The following is an 18,847-nucleotide window of genomic DNA, read 5'->3' as shown; positions in this document are numbered from 1 at the left end:
CAGAAACGTGATGGTTTGTCAGTGAGGTACACCTTTTCTTTTAGAAACTATGCTATTAAAAAATAGAATCCCGCTGAAGTATGTCTTCGGGAAGATCAAGTATGAATTGATATTTGTAACCATGTACGCCACTTTTATCGGTGTTTGGGACAAGTATTACCATATGATTGACATTGCGATTCCGTTGAGCCTGCCTATGGTAATGGGAACGGTTATCTCGCTTCTGCTGGCTTTTAAGTCAAACCAGGCCTACGACCGTTGGTGGGAGGCGCGCATTGTATGGGGAGCCATCGTGAACGATTCTCGTTCACTTATTCGTCAGATGCTGTGCTTTATAAGCGACCCTTACGATTCGGAACACGTCAAGGCTTTTCAGGACAGGTTTACAAATCGGCAGATTGCCTGGTGCTACAGCCTGGGGCTCACGCTGCGCAACCAGAAGCCCTTTGATGCTATTAAGAAATACCTGACGGAAGAGGAGTTTGACTTTGTGCGCAAACACAACAATGTGAACAATGCCCTTTTACAGCTGCATGCACGTGATTTGCGCTACGCCATGGAGGAAGGGCTGATCAACCGGTATCAGCAGATCGAAATAGATGAAACGATCACCAAGCTTTGCGACTCCATGGGGAAATGCGAGCGGATTAAAAACACGGTTTTCCCAACAACCTACAGCCTCTACATCCATTTCTCACTTTTCTTTTTTATCCTGCTGCTTCCTTTCGGCTTGTTAGAAATACTGGGCGTGCTGCAGATTCCAATGGTCATAGCCATTGCCGCAGTCTTCTTTTTGATTGAGAAAATGGCTATTCACTTGCAAGACCCTTTTGAGAACAAGCCGACTGATACCCCTGTTACTACAATTGCCAAAACCATCGAGGTGAATCTGAAACAGATGCTCAATGAAACCATACCTTCGGACCGCGTACGGCAAGATGACTTTTATGTATTATAGGATGGGGTAAACAAGTAGGATACCTGGGGTATTTAACATGAACGGGCCGCCTGCGCAAAGCAAGCGGCCCGTTCATGTTAAAGGTATAAGTTATACCCACTGTCTATCCCTATGCTTCAGCCTTTAGATGCGCTGCTTCCACCGCCTCCGGCGTGAATGGTTGTTTCTGGTTGGAGCGGGCATAGGCCAGGAAAGCCTTCATCTCGTTTTTCACGACAGGAGCCAGTATGAACAGACCTACCAGGTTCGGGATGCTCATGGCAAACAGCATCGCATCAGAGAAGGCCACCACACTGTTGAGCTGGATCGGTGCACCCAGCACCACAAAGGCACAGAACAGCACCTTGAATGAGATATCAGCTGACCTGGTGTGGCCAAACAAGTAGGTCCAAGACTTCAGGCCATAGTAGGACCAGGTGATCATGGTAGAAAAAGCGAAAAGGATAACGGCAGCTGCCAGAATAAGCGGGAACCACTCAATAACAGTGGCGAAAGCCGAAGAGGTGAGCGCTATACCGTCGCCTGTGTCCTGGGTATAGGCACCGGTTACCACAATGACGAGGGCTGTCATGGTGCAGACAACTACTGTGTCAATGAAAGGCTCCAGTGAAGCAACAAAGCCTTCAGTTACCGGCATATTGGTTTTCACAGCGGAGTGGGCGATGGAGGCTGAGCCTATACCTGCCTCGTTCGAGAAAATACCACGACGCAAGCCCTGAATCATGACACCTACCACACCACCGCCTATGGCTGTCGTGGTGAAGGCGCCTTCAAAAATGGCTACAAAAGCCGCCGGGATTTGGGTGATGTTAACCACCAACACAATAATGGCGGCCAGGATGTAAATGCCGCACATAAGGGGCACTACTTTTTCCGTAACCTGGGCGATGCTCTTCATGCCGCCCAGAATAACGAGGCCTACCAATACTGCCATGATCAGTCCGAACATCCAGGCATTGCCACCTCCAAAGAAAGAAGCTTCGGCACCGCCCGTTACCGATATAAACTGTTGCGTCGCCTGATTGATCTGGAACATGTTACCCGCTCCCAAAGCTCCACCTATACACATAACTGCAAAGAAAGCCGCCAGAAATTTGCCCAGGCCTGTCATACCGCGTTCCTGCAGGCCTTTCTTCAGGTAATGCATCGGTCCGCCCGATACAGTGCCGTCAGCGTGCACATCGCGGTATTTCACTCCGAGCGTACACGACACAAACTTGGTGGACATACCAAAAATACCGGCCATGATCATCCAGAAAGTTGCGCCTGGCCCTCCAAGTGAGATAGCAATGGCTACACCTGCAATATTACCCAAACCTACTGTGCCCGATACGGCAGCTGTCAGTGCCTGGAAGTGGGAAACCTCCCCGGGGGCATCGGGCTGGTTGTACTTTCCGCGCACAATGTCCAGCGCATACTTAAAGCCTCTGATGTTGACAAAGCCCAGGTATACAGTAAAGAACAGAGCGCCTGCCAGCAGCCACACCAGTATAAGGGGGATACCTGTGCCAGCCACCTGTACTTCATAAAAGATGATATCAGATATAAGCTCTGCGGTAGGAGCTACGGCCGCTTCAATTTTTTCGTCGATGGTGGTAGGGGGCGCCTGTGCCAGTACACTGCCTGAACCAGCTAGGCCAAGAGAGGTGGGAAGTAGGATTCTTTTCATTAAATAAGGATAGGTAAGTTTAGTCAGCATGCATGAATATAACTTTATTTGACGGAAGTATAAAATTTGCCTTTAAATTGCTTCAGCGGGTACAGCATAAAGTTCTTATAATGCAAGCATTGTCCTGCGAGCGGAAGGCACTTCTTTGCATGGTGCTATACCTCTGGACTTTGTTTTGAAATAGAAGTATTCGGGTATGCAGGCAGAAAAAGAGCTCGAAGCGTGAAAAGGTGCTAAAAAGGCTTAAATTTGAAATCCAGACATCCATTTTAGACTATCAAACCTATACTTTAAACATGAATCTGCTTCGTAAGATTGCTGCATTTGTTGTAGTGCTGGCCTTATTGCCGATGGCCGTATTAGCTCAGAAAGCCCCGAAAGGCAAAGACCAACTGATAACGATCTCTACCCCGCATGGTGAGATGAAACTGTTGCTTTACAGTGACACACCGCTTCACAAAGAAAACTTCCTTAAGTTGGCCCGAGAGGGTTACTACGATGGCACCACGTTTCATCGTGTGATTGACGGTTTTATGATTCAGGGTGGTGACCCTAACACCAAAGACGATGATCCGCGCAACGACGGCATGGGCAATCCGGGCTATACAGTTCCTGCCGAGATCAAGCCGAAATACAAGCATGTGCGCGGTGCTCTCGCCGCTGCCCGTATGGGTGATCAGGTGAACCCCAGAAAAGAGTCGAGTGGTTCACAGTTTTACATCGTGGAAAACCACCAGGGCACACCACAGCTGGATGAAGCTTATACTGTGTTTGGGCAGGTAATCGACGGTCTGGATGTAATTGATAAGATAGCCGAACAACCGGTTGACGGCCGTAATCGCCCGCTTTCGGATGTGAAGATGACAATGAAAGTAGAGGACGTGAAAAAGAAGAAGATCGCCCGCAAGTACAACTATACCTACCCACAGGTAGACTAACTGCCTACAAACCCAAGAATATGAAAAAAATACTGATTACAGGATCTAACGGCCTGCTGGGCCAGAAACTGGCTGCTTTACTATTGCCCCGTACGGATGTAGAACTGCTGGCAACCAGCCGCGGTGAGAACAAACTGGCTGAGATCTTCCCGACTTTGGCCTTTGCTTCGATGGATGTGACCAACCCGCTAGAAGTGGAGCGGGTAGTAGCTGACTTTAAACCGACACACCTGATTCACACCGCTGCCATGACGAACGTGGACCAGTGCGAGTCTGACCGCGAAGGTGCTCTCAGGCTCAACCGTGACGCCGTGGCCTTTATCGTAGAAGCCTGCGAAAAGCACAACGTACACCTGGTCCACCTTTCCACCGACTTCATTTTCGATGGCGAGGACGGCCCTTATGATGAGGAAGCAGAGGGCAACCCGATCAGTTTTTATGGCGAAACGAAGCTGATGGCCGAAGAGATTGTGAAGAAGGCAACTTGCAAATGGGCGATACTCCGCACCGTGCTGGTGTATGGTGTGGTGCACGACTACGGCCGCACGAACATTGTGCTGTGGGTGCGTGACAGTCTCCGGTCCGGCAAAGTGATCAAAGTGGTGACTGACCAATTCCGTACGCCTACGCTGGCCGAGGATCTGGCGATGGGCTGCTGGTTAGCTGTAGAGCGCAACGCTGAAGGTATTTACAACATCTCAGGCAAGGAAATGTACACACCTTACGACATGGCCTTGCTCGTGGCTGACTACTTTGAGCTAGACAAATCACTGATCGATAAAGCAGATGGCAGCACCTTTTCTCAACCCGCCAAGCGTCCGCCACGCACTGGTTTTATCATCACAAAAGCAGAGCGAGAACTAGGGTACAAGCCGCACACATTTGAAGAGGGTATAGCCATGGTGGCAGAGCAAGCTGATATGTATTAAAAATATTGAATTTAATATGGTGCAATCAGAACCATTGTTTAAATTGTAAGCTTTAATTCCTGATTATTCTTGCCTTTACACTAAACAACTAATCTAAACTAACCAACTTTTACCCTTTTTATGAGTGCTAACAAAGAATCATGGGGCTCCCGGGTGGGTCTCATTCTGGCCATGGCCGGCAACGCGGTGGGTCTGGGAAACTTCCTCCGTTTCCCAGTGCAGGCGGTGCAGAACGGCGGTGGAGCTTTCATTATACCCTACCTGATCTGCTTTCTGGTAATGGGTATTCCGCTCCTCTGGATTGAATGGTCAATGGGCCGTTTCGGCGGTAAGTTCGGTCACCACTCCACACCGTTTATTGTGGACACCATGCACCGCAACCGCCTCTGGAAGTACATCGGGGTATTTGGCATCTGGACGAACATCGCGGTAGCCTCATACTACTGCTACCTGGAGTCCTGGACGCTCTCTTACGTGTTCCACTCCATCGGCGGTACCTTCGCAGGACTAGACCAGAATGGAGTATCTGCTTTCTTCAACGAGTATGTGAGCCTGGGAGAGTCTACTTTCGGTATACCTTACGAGCCGATCGTTTTCTTTGTGATCTGCTTGCTGCTTAACACCTGGATCCTTTCTCAAGGCCTTGCCAAAGGTGTGGAGCGTGTTGCCAAGATCGGTATGCCCTTGCTGATTCTATTTGGTGTTTTCCTGGCTTACAAAGGCTTCACCATCACGGCAGGTGAGAATGGCGCAATCAACGATAGCTCTGTAGGACTTAACTTCTTATGGACGCCGAACTTTGATGAACTGTGGTCGCCAAGCGTGTGGTTGGCAGCTGCCGGTCAGATCTTCTTTACCTTGTCGGTAGGTATGGGTACCATCCATTGCTATGCTTCTTATGTGCGCTCCAAAGACGACATCGCCCTTAACGCAATGTCAGCCGGTTGGATGAACGAGTTTGTGGAGGTAGTGCTGGGTGCTGCTATCCTGATTCCGATCTCAATCGGTTATCTGGGTGTTGACGGTGTTACAGAGTTGGTGAACAGCCAGGGTGGTCTTGGGCTTGGTTTCAGAACGCTGCCATACCTGTTCTACCAGTGGGGCGATGTGCTGGGCGCAGTAGCTGGTGTCATGTGGTTCGGCCTTCTGTTCTTTGCTGGTATTACTTCCTCGCTTGCCATGGGTACACCTTGGATCGGTTTCCTGCAGGATGAGTTTAACTGGAGACGCAAGCCTGCGGCCTGGTCGTTTGGCCTGATCGTGTTGCTGCTGGGTATGCCAACGGTGCTGTTCTTTAAATATGGCGTATTCGACGAATACGACTATTGGGCAGGCACTGTATCGCTGGTAGTATTCGCTTTGTTTGAATCTATTCTGTTTGCGTGGGTGTTTGGTATGAACAAGGGCTGGCGGGAGATTACCTCCGGTGCCGACATTCAAGTGCCGAACTTCTATAAATACATCATTAAGTTTGTAACGCCTCTGTTGCTGCTTTGGGTGTTTATCGGGTCGCTTATTACGCCAAAAGGTGGTGACTGGGCCGGGGCCTTAGCTAATGGCTGGGAACTGGACGATAGTTCGATCATCAATAAGATCAAGAACACCAGCCTGAAGCGTCAATTGGCCGAGGCAACTGATCCGGAAGTGATTCAACAATTGCAGGATACACTGTTCTTTGTAAATGCGTCACGTACGCTGCTAGTGGCTGTATTCCTGAGCATCGCGCTGTTGGTTTACATTGCTTACAAAAAAAGAGTTAGAGAAGGAAGAATTTAGGAAACTATGAATACATCTGCACTTGTTGTCATGCTCAGTACCATATTGCTGGTAACTGGCTTAACGTTATACTTCTTTTACCGGGTGTTGAGTGCACCCCCAAAACCGGAACCGGATTCTTATCTCGACAACGATGACGAGATAGAGCGGCAGGCTCCGCGGGCATAAATTAGGAATGAGAAAAATAAAGTACTGGATTCGACGCAACTTTGGCTTTTCGCAAGGTGAGGTAAACGGGTTTCTGGTACTGATAGGGGCAATGGTGCTGCTAACGGCAGCACCATTGCTATTTAAGTGGGTTACAAAGCCCGAAACCAGCACTTCTGAAAGTAGCCTATCCGACACACAGATGCTTGACAGTCTGGTAGCGCAACTCGAGTACAAGCAACCGGCAATGAAGGGTGGGAGGGAAATCTACCAAGTGCCAGTGGCGCTGCAGCCTTTTAATCCCAATCACTTAAATGAGGAGCAGTGGCAGGAGCTGGGTATGCCGAAGTACATGGCGAAACGCATCCTCAACTTCCGCAACAAAGTAGGCGACTTCACTTACAAGGCACAGCTCGGTACCATTTACGGCCTGCCCGATTCGGTTTTCCAAAAGCTATACCCTTACATTCAACTTCCCGAAACCAAGCCTGATAGGTATAGCCTCAATCAAGGTATGGCCGGCAGTCCACGGACGGCGCCAAATCCAAATTGGGCCAGCAACCCAAGTCCTCGCGAGGGGTTTATCCTGGCGCCTTTCAACATCAATACCGCTGATACCACAGCTTTGAAGCAGATCAGAGGAATTGGCAGCAAACTATCAGCAAGGATCGTGAAGTATAGAGATGGCTTGGGAGGTTTCCACAGCATGGCGCAGGTACAGGAGGTATACGGACTGCCTCCAACAGCAGTAGACAGTCTACAGAAATACACCTTTGTGCCGAAGGCCAACACCCTGCAGCAGTTGTCGCTCAATCAGGTTAGTGCGGACCAACTGAAAGCACATCCTTATATCAGCTCCAACGTGGCCCGGGCAATTGTGGCTTACCGGGAACAGCACGGTGCATTCAGGCAAGTGGAAGATATTAGGCAGATCAAGATCGTGACGCAGGAACTGTTTGAAAAAGTAAGTCCATACCTGGTGCTGTAGGTATAGCGTAGGTCAGTCTTTAAAATTCTCCAACATCCGCTCCGCCTTTTCCAGCGCCTGTCTTTCGCTCTTGAAAGACAACAGTTCTTTGGCTGCCTGCAGGTCTACCCAGCGGGCTTCGTTCACTTCCCAGTCGTGTTGACCGATGTTGCCTGACTGGTAAACGAGCAGGAAGAAGTGCACAAACTTGTGAAATCGAACCCGCTGCCCAGCTTTGTTTCCCACATACCAGTACTCAATCGTATCGATTTTCTCAACCAGGGTAGCTATTACGTCCGTTTCCTCCTGCACCTCACGCACAGCAGTTGCCTCGGGTGTTTCGCCGGGGTCTACGATGCCTTTGGGTAACTGCCAGCGGGCGGGCTTTCCGACAGAGATCAGTGCCACCTCTATACCTGAAGCGCCGTGCTGAAAGACAACACCGCCCGAAGAAACCTGCTCCAAAGTAGGTATTGCGGGTTTAGCAGATGTGTCTTTCCTGGGCGTTTCAGACATATTGGCAAGCTATCAGGATGATGGTTTCTGACCGGCTACAGGCTCTTCAGCAGGAGCGGGCATCTTCTTTTGTTGCTCATTCAGCCAGAGCAGGCCGGGGTTGTAGGCCATGTCGTGCACACCCACAAACAGCATCAGCCGAACATTAGCTGATTCCCGCACAAACACAATATTCGGATCTTTGGCGCCAAAGTATTTGTCACGGTTTGTCGCGCCTTTCATCCCTTCCGGAAGCTCCTGCTTTTCGAGTATGTAGTCGATCTCTTTCTGTGAAATGGTGTCCTCTGGGTTAGCCAGTATGTTGAATGCTCTGATAGAATGATCAGGTGGTACCAGAACATCTACCGTGCCATGCGCCAGAAAAATCGGGACGTCTTTGGCATTATGGATGTAGGTGCTTGGGCTTCGGCGCAGGCATTCTTCGGCAGCTGGCGTGCCAGGTATAGGTGGTCCGCCGCAAGCTATTTCCACATGTCGATTGTAGTCGCGGTGCGGGTAGTTCTGGCTAAAGGCATACCAGTCCACGAGGTCGAACACGGGTACCCAGGCCACAACACCTGCCCAGATCTCAGGGTGTCGGCCGGCTGCCACCAAAGCTGTCATGGCGCCGCCCGATGAACCCAGGATATAAATGCGCGACTCGTCTATTTCAGCGTTTGCTTTGGCGTAGTTAACTGCATCTACCAGGTCCTGAATGGCCAGGTCGGAGGCCATCGCTTCCGGTTTGTTGAACTTGCCACGGTAGTTAGGGTGGATAAAAGCCCAGTCGTACTCTTTGGACCAAAGTGCAAAGGGAATGCTGACTTCCTGCAGGTACTCGCTGCTCCAGCTGTGCAGCATCACCAGCAATGGTCGCGGCCCGGTCGTGTTGGAGGAATAAAACAGAGCAGGCTGTTCATTGCCATCAAGCGTAGACTTGATTTTGACTTCCTTTATTTCGGGCACCTGTTCTTTCCATTTTTGAATGCTCTCATCCGCAAACTTCGAAGGGTATTGCTTAGATGTCGTATACTCATCCATGCGAGTTACTGCCTTCTCCTGGCGCTCTTTGCGGCAGGCGGACAGTAGTGAGATGGCCAGCCCAAGAAAGAAGAGCAGATGAATTGATTTTTTCATAGTAATTGTCGGTGCAAATCGGCTGCAAGCTACAGCATGTGCGTGATACTACAACTGCTGTGCGGCTCAAATGTTGTTAAGAAAACGGCTCACAAAATAGCTTAGCAGGAAATTTTTATTCCATACGGTTAAATAAGCCCCAGAGGTTAGATGGCTGATTTGACTGATGAAATTAATAGAACATCGAGTCCAGCCAACTTATCTCTGTAATTGAGCTTTAGCATTGAAAGGCATCAGGAAAGCGTAAAAAATGAAGCTGACAAGTGCAAATTCCTGAATTTCCCACTTTTTGCCATCGCCAATCAGCAGTAAGCTGAGAAAAACTAAGGTATACAGCAGCGATTGCAGCGGAGTTGGCAGCGGAAATCTGAACTTGTCTATCAGCAGCCTGAACCAACGTTTGCGCAGGTATAGCAGCGGGAATGCCAGAAAGTAAACGAACACACCTACGTACATCAGCTTTCCGAAGACAAGCTTGTTCAGATTCACACCAAAAAGGTGGATGTTGTGGAGAGTAGCCTCGCCCTGCGGATTTATTTTCTCCAGCTTATCGGGCACTTCAAACCCCAAGAGCCGCTGTCCCCAGGAGATCTCCTCCCCAAAGCCAAAGAAAAACACCACGGCTGCCACATAATAAAAAGCCATCGACCACCTGTCATCCAGTTTGGGTGCTTTATAGAAGCAGTAAAGCGAGGTGGCCAGCAAAAAGAAAGAGGTAAAATACTCGATATAGCCGTCCTCGGTGGTATAGCTGTAAAAGAGGCTCCTGTCCTGAAAATAGAACACGATTCCGATCAAAGCATGAAACAGGGCAAGGGTATAGAGAAGACTGCTCAACAGGGTGGTCTTAGGAAAGGCAACAGGTCTTAAGCTTACTTCAGAGGAAGGAAGAAACAGGTGGAGCGATCTGAATTTTCTGATCGGATTCATCAGTAAAGGTGTGCACAGCGGCATAAGCCCGTCTGATGCTGCACGTTATTAAGAAACAGTGTCTTATGATTATTTTTACGACATCCCGACCAGAATGATGGTCAACTTCCCGTTTCCAAGTACACTAAATTCATGCTAACTTGCCGTAATGCTGCCGACTTGCCGTATAGCTACAGACTATTCTGCAATTCCATCCGTTTTCGGAGCAATACACTGTATGAAATCCATCCTCAAAAGCTATCGCCATCGTCTGCTCAACCTGAGCGCCGGGAACAGGGCCCTGTTGCTGCTGCGGCTTTCGCGTGAGCTACATCTGGATGTAAACGAGCTGGATTTCATCAACAACAAGCCTGCTTTCAATATTCTGGAGAAGGTGATTAGTGGAAAAGCTGCCTTTCTGGCGCCTTTTGCTGATAGTCGGTATGCTCCAGTGACGCCAGTGAGCCAGCGACTGCGCTACATCCACCGCAAGGCTGACCTGATCGAAGAGGAGCGAGGAAGCCGGGAGCTATACCTGGGCTGGCCTTTTGTGCACGGCAAGTTTGCCGATGGCCCCACCGTGCGCTGTCCGCTGCTGTTTTTTCCGGTGCAGTTGCAGTTAAACAGCAAGCAGGAATGGGAGCTTATACCTGACCCCTCGCAACCGGCGCAGTTCAACCAGAGTTTTGTGCTGGCTTATGCGCACTATATGGGCACTCCGCTGGCCGAGCCCTTGCTGGAGCTTGACCTGGGTACACTGCCCACACACCCCCTGGAGTTTCGCACGCAGGTATACGAGCTATTGAAAGAGAACCAGCTGACCGTGCACGCAGGCCGTGAATTCTTCACCGATAAGCTTAAGCCATACCATGATTTCCGGAAGGCCGACTACGAAGCTGATCTGAAACCCGGTCAGCTATACCTGGAGCAGGAAGCAGTGCTGGGCCTATATCCGCAGGCGGCTTCTTATCTGCTAAGCGACTACGATGAGCTGCTGCAGCGCAATGGATTGCAGGAGATGGAAGACCTGTTTGCGACACCTGATACAGGTATAAACCAGGCAGTCACACAGGCACAGCATACCTTTACAGCCTTCGCCATGGACGCTTCGCAGGAAGCAGCTTTGCAACAGGTTAAAAAGGGCCATTCGCTGGTAGTGCAGGGCCCTCCGGGAACGGGCAAGTCACAGCTCATCTGTAACCTGGTGTCGGACTTCACGGCTCGGGGAAAACGGGTGCTGGTAGTCAGCCAGAAACGCGCTGCCCTGGATGTGGTGCACCAACGATTATCGTCCGCCGGTCTGGGGCCATTTGCTGCTTTAGTGCATGATATTAACGCCGATCGCAAAAGTATCTACCAGCAATTGCTCCTGCAGATAGACCTGCTGGAAGAATACAAAAAGCAAAATCACGCCCTCAACAGCATTTACACGGACCGTACTTTCCTGGAAGTAAGCCGTGGCATCAACCAATGTCTGCAAAAACTGGAGAGTTTCAGAGCCGCTTTGTTTGACAGCAGTCGTTGTGGCTGGTCACCCAAAGAGCTATACCTGCGCAGCAGCCTGCAACAGCCGCACGTGCGACTATCGGAGGTATTCAAGCAGTTCACAGCGGATAGGGTAAATGATTTTTTGCCTCGGTTGCGGGCTTGTTTGCAGCAAGGAATTGTGCTGGAGCAAAACGATTTTGCCTGGAAAGAACGCCATAGCATGCAGGGTTTCGGATGGCCGCAACAGCAGGAACTGGAGCGTACCATCGAAGCCATACCTGAGCAGTATGGTTCACTACGGCAAGGTATAAGCCAGTTGAGCGGTTCTGACTTTGAGCTGAGCAGTCTGGAGCGCTACCGCACCGCTTACGATGAGTTGGAGGAGCTACAGCACATGCTCGAGCGGGAAGGAGTGGCTGAGCTGCTACAACCCTTGCTGCGAAAAGAGGCCAAAGCATCAGAACTGAAGAACATGGTGCGGCAGCTCAAAGGGCTATACCTGGTGTGCCCTGCGCCGGATGCGGCTATACCTGTCGAGCAACTAACGTTAGTGAAATCTGCTATCATGGCTTTTGAGGCGCAGCAAAAAGATTTCCTGAAAGGTATAAGCTGGTTTTTCTCACAGGACAAGAAAGTCCTGCAACAGGCGCTGGCCAAGTATAAACTCGAACTGACCCCGAAGGGAGTAGGCGAATTGCAACGGCGCATCGAGTTGCGGGAGCAGGCACAGGGCCTGATCAAAGCCATCAATAAGAGCATACGCTATACCTTGCGCCTGGAAGACAACCCGACACCGATGCTACAGAAGCTGGAGGTTGTGGAGCAGGCTTTGGAAACGTATAAGCTTCTGAAGCAACTCCACCGGGAGCGAATACTGCACGACAGGATGTGGCAGGAAACCAATCTTTCTGGTCACTTACAAGCCTTGGCACAGGCCCTGCAGGTGTTTGAGCAGCGCTATGGCGAGTGGGAGCAATGGCTCCCTAAAGCACAGATCGTAAAACTAGCGGAAGAGAGCGGCTACAGCACGAGAATGCTCGAAAGCCTGCGGCAGTATTTTGAGCAGATGGTGGCTTATGACGAATTGCGCAGCACACTTACGATTGCCGAGCAGGAAGTCTGTCGCCAGGTACTGCAGGAAGGTATAGCCACTGCCCAGGCAGGAGAGGCACTGTTTCTGAATAGCCTATACCTGTCCTGGCTGTACGAGCTCGAATCCCTTTGGCCTGAACTGCGCATGCCCGACAGTGGCGAACTTGACCGTATAGAAAGCGAACTGCAAACTCTACTGCAGCAAAAGCAGGAACTGAGCCAGGAAATTGTGCTGTCCCGACTGCGCGAGCAGACCTATCAGCACATGGAGTATAACCGCCTGGGTAATGCCGTGACGTACCGCCGCTTGCACGCGCAGGTCAGCAAGAAGCGTAGCTTATATCCCATCCGGAAGCTCTTCAGCCTTTTCAGCGAAGAAATCCTGAATCTGGCACCTTGCTGGTTGGCATCCCCGGAAACAGTGTCGGCGGTGTTCCCGCTGGAGCGTTGTTTTGATCTGGTGATCTTTGATGAGGCTAGCCAATGTTTCGCCGAAACAGGTATACCGGCTATGCTGCGCGGTCAGCAGGTCGTGGTGGCTGGTGATGAGCAGCAGTTACGACCTTCGGATCTATACCGCGCACGCTGGAGCGGAAACGGTGATGAAGAGCCAGAGGAGTTGTCGGCTGAATCGCTGCTACAACTCTGTGGGCTATACCTGCCGCAGACCATGCTCACGCAGCACTACCGCAGCCGCTTCCCAGAGCTGATCGACTTCTCAAACCGCCGCTTCTACCGTAACCGCCTTGAGCTTATACCTGAATTGCAGGACGTGAATGCCCGTCAGCCTGCCATTCAATTTGTAAAAGTGCAAGGCCTGTGGCAGCAAAACAGTAACCAGCCCGAAGCCGAGAAAGTAGTGGAGCAGGTACTGCAACTTTTGCAAAGCGGGGTAGAAGACGTAGGTGTGATCACGTTCAATTACAACCAGCAAATGCTGGTTCAGGACCTGCTGGAAGAAAAAGCCCAACTGCAAGGTATAGCGTTGCCGGCAACCGTAACGGTCAAGAACATCGAGAACATGCAGGGAGACGAAAAGGAGGTGGTGATCTTATCGGTAGGCTATGCTCCGGATGCGAAAGGCAGAATGGTGATGCAGTTCGGCAGTCTGAATCAGGCAGGTGGTGAAAACCGCTTGAATGTCGCGATCACTCGTGCCAGGCAGCTAGTCATGGTCGTAAGTAGTATTCGCAGTGAACAGTTACTGGTGGATAATGCGCAGCATACAGGCCCTAAACTGCTGCGCGATTACCTGCATTACGCTCAGCAGGTAAGCCGACGTTATTTCAAGTACGAGCCTCACACACGGCCTATGCCATTGCAGGTACCTATGCTGAAAGAGCAGCTGGCCCAAGCGGTGCCTGCCTTGCAACCTGCTGTGCCTTTTGCAGATCTGACTGTAGTGGAAGAAGGCAACTACAGCAGCGTCGTGCTTACGGACGATGATCTGTATTTCAACAACTTATCCGTGCGACATGCCCACGCCGACATTCCTCAGCTGCTCCACCAACGGCACTGGCCCTTTCAGCGGGTATACAGCCGGCAGCTCTGGGCCAACCGCGAAGCTCTGCTAAATAAGTTGAAGAGTTTGGGAGCTAGAAAAGTTAGGAGGTTAGAAAGTTGAGAAGTCAGAAAGACAGTGAAGCATTGAATTTGAATCGATAGTAAGATTAGCACTTTGTTCAATGCTACCAACTTAAAAATAATAGATATCTCTGTCATCTCGACAGAATGAAGAGATCTGAGTTATTTGGGGGTGTCTGTCATGTTTCAGGTTTCTCCCTTTGAGGAGAGTACCTATACCAGTTGAATTGACAAAACATACTTAAGTAAAAGTAATCGGATCCTGAACTGACCGAATCATAGCCAGGTCAGGAAGCTATTTACAATAATCCATTAAATTGTTGACAAGTCTAACCATTCAGTAAGCCCTTAAAGCGAGACACAATACCAAGCTCCAGACAAAGCAAATGCTGATCAAACTCTTCACCCTGTATGTATACCTGCAAGCAACTTTGTGTGGCTGCGGACCTGACAGGCGCAACAGCGACTTTGAACGGCTGCGAAAAGACTATAAGGTGAAGGTGCAACGCATAGCGTATCTGGAAGATCGTATCAGGGAAAGTTCTGGATTAGCGCGTGCCTCTGAAAGCACCTTTTGGACCCATCCTGACAGCAGCTTTCCGGCAGAGCTATACCTGTTTAACTTGAAAGGGGAACTGCTGCGCACAGTACCCCTACCGTTACCCAACCGTGACTGGGAGGATCTGGCGCAGGATGATAAAGGCAACCTTTACATTGGTGACTTTGGAAACAACGCCAATACCCGACGCGACTTACGGGTGTTCAAAGTGCAGGAAGAAAGCATGAATGTGCAGGATACCCTGTACTTCAACTTTGCAGATCAGCAGGAATTTCCACCCTCTTTAGCTAACAGGCATTTTGATCTGGAGGCCTTTTTATACCGGGCTGATAGCCTTCACCTGTTTACAAAGAGCCGTGCCCGCAAAAGCATAACCCGCCGTTATGCCTTACCTACCGTGGCCGGCACTTATACCTTGGAGCCACAGGAAGAGCTGCGCCTCAGCTCAGCAATCACCGCCGCTGATAGCGCACCCAATGGAATAGATTTTGCCTTGCTCGGATATGGAAGGCTATACCTGTTTGAACCTGAAAACGAGCAAGTGCAGTTTACCGGTAAGCGCTACTGCCTTAGAGTCGGCCGCACTGGTCAGGCTGAAGGCGTGCTGTACCTGTCTCCCACAGAACTGCTTATCAGCAATGAAAGAGGTAAGTTATACCTGGTTAGCTTTGAGCCAAAACGATAACGCTTCAGGTATTACTTAACCAATTACGGACCTTATCAGTTTATAAGTATAGCTGCGTAGTGCCACGTAGAATGGCCTGTGCACGTATAGCTAACATACTTCATAAGCGATAAAACTATGCGACAAACGATATTGGTAACGGGCGCTACAGGTACAGTAGGCCGGGAGATTATAAAACAGCTTGCCATGCAGGATGTCAATGTGCGGGCGGGTGTGCATTCTGTCATCAAAGGTGAGAACCTGAAGCGGCTGCCGGGTGTGGAAATTGTGGAGATTGACTTCAGAAACCCCGAATCCCTGCATGCCGCATTTACCCACACCGACCGACTGATGCTGATCACGCCGCTTTCGGAAGACCAGCTGGAGATGGCGCGCAACTTACTAGAAGAGGCGAAGAAACAAGGAGTAAAGTACATTGTAAAACTCTCCGCTTTGGGAGCAGGAGCGGAGCCAGGTATACAGCTCGGGCGTTGGCATCGCGAAATGGAAAAGTATGTGGAAGCAAGTGGCATCCCTTACACCATTCTTCGGCCGGCTGGCTTCATGCAGAACCTGGTAAGCTACAGCTCAGATTCTATCAAGCACGATGGTAAGTTTTATATGCCGGTAGGCGATGGGAAGGTCAGCTACATCGATGCCCGTGATATAGCAGCGGTTGCAGTAGAAGTGCTGCTGTCTGATACGCATGAAGGAAAGGTCTACGACCTGACTGGACCGGAGGCGCTTTCCCACCACGAAATAGCGACTATGCTAGGGGAGGCTACAGGCAAGAAAGTAGACTTTGTGGACGTGCCTGAAGCAGCAGCCCGGGAAGCCATGCTAGCGCATCATACACCTGCTCCTATTGCAGATGCACTACTGGAATTATATGCATCCTACAAAGCGGAGAAGTCTGCCAAAGTCACAAACTCAGTGCAGGAATTGACAGGTCGCGCGCCTCATAGCTTTCGGCAATTTGCGCAGGATTATCAGGAGTGTTTTTAGAGCACCAGGTATAAAGAAAGCAAAATCAAGCTACAAAAAAGAGGGCCTTTCCTGATTCAGGAAAGGCCCTCTTGCTTTAAATTAATTCAGATTAGTCCAGGTCACGGTAACGGTCGCTTCTTCTTGTCTCGAAGCCGCTGCTGTCATCGTCGAAGCTGGAACGTCCGCGCTGCGAAGAACTCTGGTCACCCATGCCGCTGCGATAGTTTTCGCGGGAAGATGAACCTTGGTTGTCGCTGTAGTACGACGTGCCGCTGTCCATAGAACCGTAACGGCTCTGGTCGCCGCCTCGTCCGCCTTGGCCATAGCCACCTTCACGGTAACCGCTCTGGCCATAGCCGCTCATGCCGCCGCCTCTTGACGAACCGCCCATAGAACCATAGCCACTTCCGCTGGAAGAGCTACCGTATCCACCGCTTCTTTCAGAACCGCCGTATCCACCGCTCATACCTGAGCCTGAGCCGTAACCGCCTTGCGATGAAGAACCGTAACCGCCCTGGCCACCGCGGCTGCTCATTGAGCCGTAGTCACCTTGCGAAGATGAACCGTAGCCGCCTTGTGAACCTTGACGGGAAGATCCGCCATAGCTGCTTTGTGAGCCATAGTTATCATCATAAGAACGTCCGCCACGGTTGCGGTCCTGAGACGAACGGTACTCATCATTGTAAGAACCGCCACGTGAACCGTATCCGCCTTGCGAACCATAGCCACCCTGCATGGAGCTTTGAGAGTCATAGCCTCTCTGTGAGCCGTAGTCATCCTGGTCATACTCGCTCATGCCTCTGGATGAACCATAACCCATGGAACCGTAACGGTCGCGATCACCATGACCGCTGCCGCTCATACCGCCGCCTCTGGAAGAGCTACCGCTCATACCACTGCCGGACGAGCTGCCATAACCGCCGCCACTCATGCCGCTTCTTTCAGAGCCGCCGTAGCCACCGCTCATACCTGAGCCTGAGCCGTAACCGCCTTGCGATGAAGAACCGTAACCGCCCTGGCCACCGCGGCTGCTCATTGAGCCGTAGTCACCTTGCGAAGATGAGCTATAGCCACTGCTGTCGCCATAGCCACGCTGCATGCCACTACCTTGTGACCCGCGCTGGCCATAATCGCCCTGACCGTAACCTTGCTGGTAACTGCCCTGACTGCCATAGCCACCATGCATGTTAGTTCTGGATGATCCGGAACCTGTCATGCTGGAACCATAACCTTGCTGGCCGCTGTTGCCGCTGCCAAAGTTACCCTGCGAACCATAGTTGCCCTGCGAAGAGCCACCATAGCTGCTGCCCTGGTTACTGCTGCGATAACCACCGCCTTGCTCATAGCCACCACGACCGCTGTCATAGCTGCCGTAGCCACCTTGGTTAGAGCCGCTGCCCTGCATACCAAATGAGCCCTGTGAGCCGCCAAAGCTCTGGCCGCCTATATTATCACCTTCTCTGTCTTGCATACCACCCTGCATGCCACCACGAGAGGCACCGTAGTCCTGATCCTGGTAGCGGGTGCGATTGCCTTCCATGCCGCCCTGGTTGCCATAGTTAAAGCCACCTTGCGAGCCCTGATTAGACTGCGAAGAGCCGCCGTAATTACCTTGGCCTTGTGAGCTGTAACCGCTGCTGTCGCCGTAGCCACGCTGCATGCCACCGCCCTGCTGTGAAGAGCCGTAATCGCCTTGATAACCATAGCCGCTCTGGCCGCCGTAGTTGCTGTTCTGTGAACCATAGCCATAGCCACCTTGCGAGCCATAGCCCTGCTGACTTTCGCCATAGTTCTGGTTGCCCTGCTGTGAGCCGCTCATGCTGCCATAGTTCTGGTCACTGCTACCCATTAGTGAGCTGCCACTCTTAGATGAACTGCTGCCACCCATCGAGCTGCTGCCTGAGTCGCTGCTTTTGCCGCTCTTGGAAGATGAAGATTTTGCTGATTTTGAATCGGAAGACTTGGCAGTTGTTTTAGAGCCTGATTTGGCTTTTGTGCCTGATGAAGTCTTGCTTTCAGAAGAAGCTGACTTGCCGCTGCTCTTCGATGAAGGGCTAGAGCTGGACGATGAAGGGCTAGAGCTGGATGATGATGCGCTAGAGCCGATGCTTCCCTGATTTGATGACCCCATAGATGAGTCTCCCTGGTTTGAGCTACCAGATGACTGGCCGCTCGACATGCTCCCAGACTGGCTGGATGACTGATTTTTTTCGTTTTCTTTCATAGTTCTGATCTCCTCAGTTTATAGTTATAGATTAATTTGGAATAGTAAAGGCACGATAAAATGGCAAATCGCCACTGCCAGCACAAAGCGCCTGAACAGAAGCAATGCCATGTTCAATACACTTCAAAAGATGGTAATTAGACCTATTTTATTAGTGTAACTGAACGTTTTAGCTATACGGACCTTACGTAGGAGGGTTATTGACTTGGCACCGTGAAAAAGCTGCATTTCAGAAGCTTAAAGGACTGGCATGACTGGGTTGAGAGAGGATGAGAAACAGAGGCTATGTTTCTGATTCAGATAGGCTTATTATATTTTTATGAA

General features: G+C 50.7%; 14 protein-coding genes. 9 read left to right on the top strand and 5 right to left on the bottom strand.

What is annotated here, in order from left to right; genetic code table 11:
- The first annotated feature begins 49 nt into the window (after positions 1-49).
- Positions 50-958, top strand: a complete 909-nt coding sequence (locus tag AC5FX6_RS15825) for a bestrophin family protein (protein WP_493597954.1) — start codon at positions 50-52, stop codon at positions 956-958.
- A 109-nt stretch (positions 959-1,067) separates the two neighbouring features.
- Here the strand turns inward: AC5FX6_RS15825 and AC5FX6_RS15820 are convergent, their stop codons facing one another.
- On the bottom strand, positions 1,068-2,627 hold the full coding sequence (locus tag AC5FX6_RS15820) for an alanine/glycine:cation symporter family protein (protein ID WP_493597953.1): 1,560 nt from the start codon (positions 2,625-2,627) through the stop codon (positions 1,068-1,070).
- A 296-nt stretch (positions 2,628-2,923) separates the two neighbouring features.
- Between AC5FX6_RS15820 and AC5FX6_RS15815 the strand changes: the two genes are divergently transcribed.
- The 5 genes from AC5FX6_RS15815 (at position 2,924) to AC5FX6_RS15795 (ending at position 7,405) form a co-directional block, all read left to right on the top strand.
- Entirely contained in the window at positions 2,924-3,565 is a 642-nt protein-coding gene (locus tag AC5FX6_RS15815) for a peptidylprolyl isomerase (protein ID WP_493597952.1), read from the top strand.
- Between the two features lie 20 nt (positions 3,566-3,585).
- The gene (locus AC5FX6_RS15810; RefSeq protein ID WP_493597951.1) at positions 3,586-4,494 is read left to right on the top strand and encodes an SDR family oxidoreductase; all 909 of its coding nucleotides are present in this window, start codon (positions 3,586-3,588) and stop codon (positions 4,492-4,494) included.
- Positions 4,495-4,614: 120 nt separating this feature from the next.
- Positions 4,615-6,270 (top strand): sodium-dependent transporter, encoded by a 1,656-nt coding sequence (locus AC5FX6_RS15805; protein ID WP_493597950.1) that lies wholly within the window; start codon positions 4,615-4,617, stop codon positions 6,268-6,270.
- A 6-nt stretch (positions 6,271-6,276) separates the two neighbouring features.
- Complete coding sequence (locus AC5FX6_RS15800; RefSeq protein WP_493597949.1) at positions 6,277-6,438, top strand: hypothetical protein; 162 nt, start codon at positions 6,277-6,279, stop codon at positions 6,436-6,438.
- Between the two features lie 7 nt (positions 6,439-6,445).
- Positions 6,446-7,405 carry a ComEA family DNA-binding protein gene (locus AC5FX6_RS15795; RefSeq protein WP_493597948.1) on the top strand — a complete coding sequence of 320 codons (960 nt, stop codon included), beginning with the start codon at positions 6,446-6,448 and terminating at the stop codon, positions 7,403-7,405.
- A 12-nt stretch (positions 7,406-7,417) separates the two neighbouring features.
- Here AC5FX6_RS15795 and AC5FX6_RS15790 read toward each other — a convergent pair whose 3' ends face one another.
- From AC5FX6_RS15790 to AC5FX6_RS15780, 3 genes are all read right to left on the bottom strand, one after another.
- Complete coding sequence (locus AC5FX6_RS15790; protein ID WP_493597947.1) at positions 7,418-7,900, bottom strand: NUDIX hydrolase; 483 nt, start codon at positions 7,898-7,900, stop codon at positions 7,418-7,420.
- Between the two features lie 12 nt (positions 7,901-7,912).
- On the bottom strand, positions 7,913-9,016 hold the full coding sequence (locus tag AC5FX6_RS15785) for a prolyl oligopeptidase family serine peptidase (protein ID WP_493597946.1): 1,104 nt from the start codon (positions 9,014-9,016) through the stop codon (positions 7,913-7,915).
- A 198-nt stretch (positions 9,017-9,214) separates the two neighbouring features.
- Positions 9,215-9,946, bottom strand: a complete 732-nt coding sequence (locus AC5FX6_RS15780; RefSeq protein WP_493597945.1) for a hypothetical protein — start codon at positions 9,944-9,946, stop codon at positions 9,215-9,217.
- Between the two features lie 217 nt (positions 9,947-10,163).
- Between AC5FX6_RS15780 and AC5FX6_RS15775 the strand changes: the two genes are divergently transcribed.
- The 3 genes from AC5FX6_RS15775 to AC5FX6_RS15765 all read left to right on the top strand — a co-directional run bounded on the left by AC5FX6_RS15775 (position 10,164) and on the right by AC5FX6_RS15765 (position 16,317).
- On the top strand, positions 10,164-14,129 hold the full coding sequence (locus AC5FX6_RS15775; protein WP_493597944.1) for a DEAD/DEAH box helicase: 3,966 nt from the start codon (positions 10,164-10,166) through the stop codon (positions 14,127-14,129).
- Positions 14,130-14,475: 346 nt separating this feature from the next.
- Positions 14,476-15,333 (top strand): hypothetical protein, encoded by an 858-nt coding sequence (locus tag AC5FX6_RS15770; protein WP_493597943.1) that lies wholly within the window; start codon positions 14,476-14,478, stop codon positions 15,331-15,333.
- 117 nt (positions 15,334-15,450) lie between these two features.
- Complete coding sequence (locus tag AC5FX6_RS15765; RefSeq protein ID WP_493597942.1) at positions 15,451-16,317, top strand: SDR family oxidoreductase; 867 nt, start codon at positions 15,451-15,453, stop codon at positions 16,315-16,317.
- Positions 16,318-16,408: 91 nt separating this feature from the next.
- Here the strand turns inward: AC5FX6_RS15765 and AC5FX6_RS15760 are convergent, their stop codons facing one another.
- On the bottom strand, positions 16,409-18,523 hold the full coding sequence (locus AC5FX6_RS15760) for a hypothetical protein (RefSeq protein ID WP_493597941.1): 2,115 nt from the start codon (positions 18,521-18,523) through the stop codon (positions 16,409-16,411).
- Between the last annotated feature and the right edge of the window lie 324 nt (positions 18,524-18,847).

The sequence above is a fragment of the Pontibacter sp. LHS2 genome (assembly GCF_058932845.1).
Note: the sequence above shows the minus strand (reverse complement) of the source record. Positions and strands in the feature narration are given on the sequence as shown.

Coding starts and splice junctions, on each gene's coding strand:
- AC5FX6_RS15820 (WP_493597953.1), bottom strand. CDS start 2,627: ATGAAAAGAATCCTACTTCCCACCTCTCTTGGCCTAGCTGGTTCAGGC.
- AC5FX6_RS15765 (WP_493597942.1), top strand. CDS start 15,451: ATGCGACAAACGATATTGGTAACGGGCGCTACAGGTACAGTAGGCCGG.
- AC5FX6_RS15760 (WP_493597941.1), bottom strand. CDS start 18,523: ATGAAAGAAAACGAAAAAAATCAGTCATCCAGCCAGTCTGGGAGCATG.
- AC5FX6_RS15800 (WP_493597949.1), top strand. CDS start 6,277: ATGAATACATCTGCACTTGTTGTCATGCTCAGTACCATATTGCTGGTA.
- AC5FX6_RS15810 (WP_493597951.1), top strand. CDS start 3,586: ATGAAAAAAATACTGATTACAGGATCTAACGGCCTGCTGGGCCAGAAA.
- AC5FX6_RS15790 (WP_493597947.1), bottom strand. CDS start 7,900: ATGTCTGAAACGCCCAGGAAAGACACATCTGCTAAACCCGCAATACCT.
- AC5FX6_RS15780 (WP_493597945.1), bottom strand. CDS start 9,946: ATGAATCCGATCAGAAAATTCAGATCGCTCCACCTGTTTCTTCCTTCC.
- AC5FX6_RS15770 (WP_493597943.1), top strand. CDS start 14,476: ATGCTGATCAAACTCTTCACCCTGTATGTATACCTGCAAGCAACTTTG.
- AC5FX6_RS15815 (WP_493597952.1), top strand. CDS start 2,924: ATGAATCTGCTTCGTAAGATTGCTGCATTTGTTGTAGTGCTGGCCTTA.
- AC5FX6_RS15795 (WP_493597948.1), top strand. CDS start 6,446: ATGAGAAAAATAAAGTACTGGATTCGACGCAACTTTGGCTTTTCGCAA.
- AC5FX6_RS15785 (WP_493597946.1), bottom strand. CDS start 9,016: ATGAAAAAATCAATTCATCTGCTCTTCTTTCTTGGGCTGGCCATCTCA.
- AC5FX6_RS15825 (WP_493597954.1), top strand. CDS start 50: ATGCTATTAAAAAATAGAATCCCGCTGAAGTATGTCTTCGGGAAGATC.
- AC5FX6_RS15775 (WP_493597944.1), top strand. CDS start 10,164: ATGAAATCCATCCTCAAAAGCTATCGCCATCGTCTGCTCAACCTGAGC.
- AC5FX6_RS15805 (WP_493597950.1), top strand. CDS start 4,615: ATGAGTGCTAACAAAGAATCATGGGGCTCCCGGGTGGGTCTCATTCTG.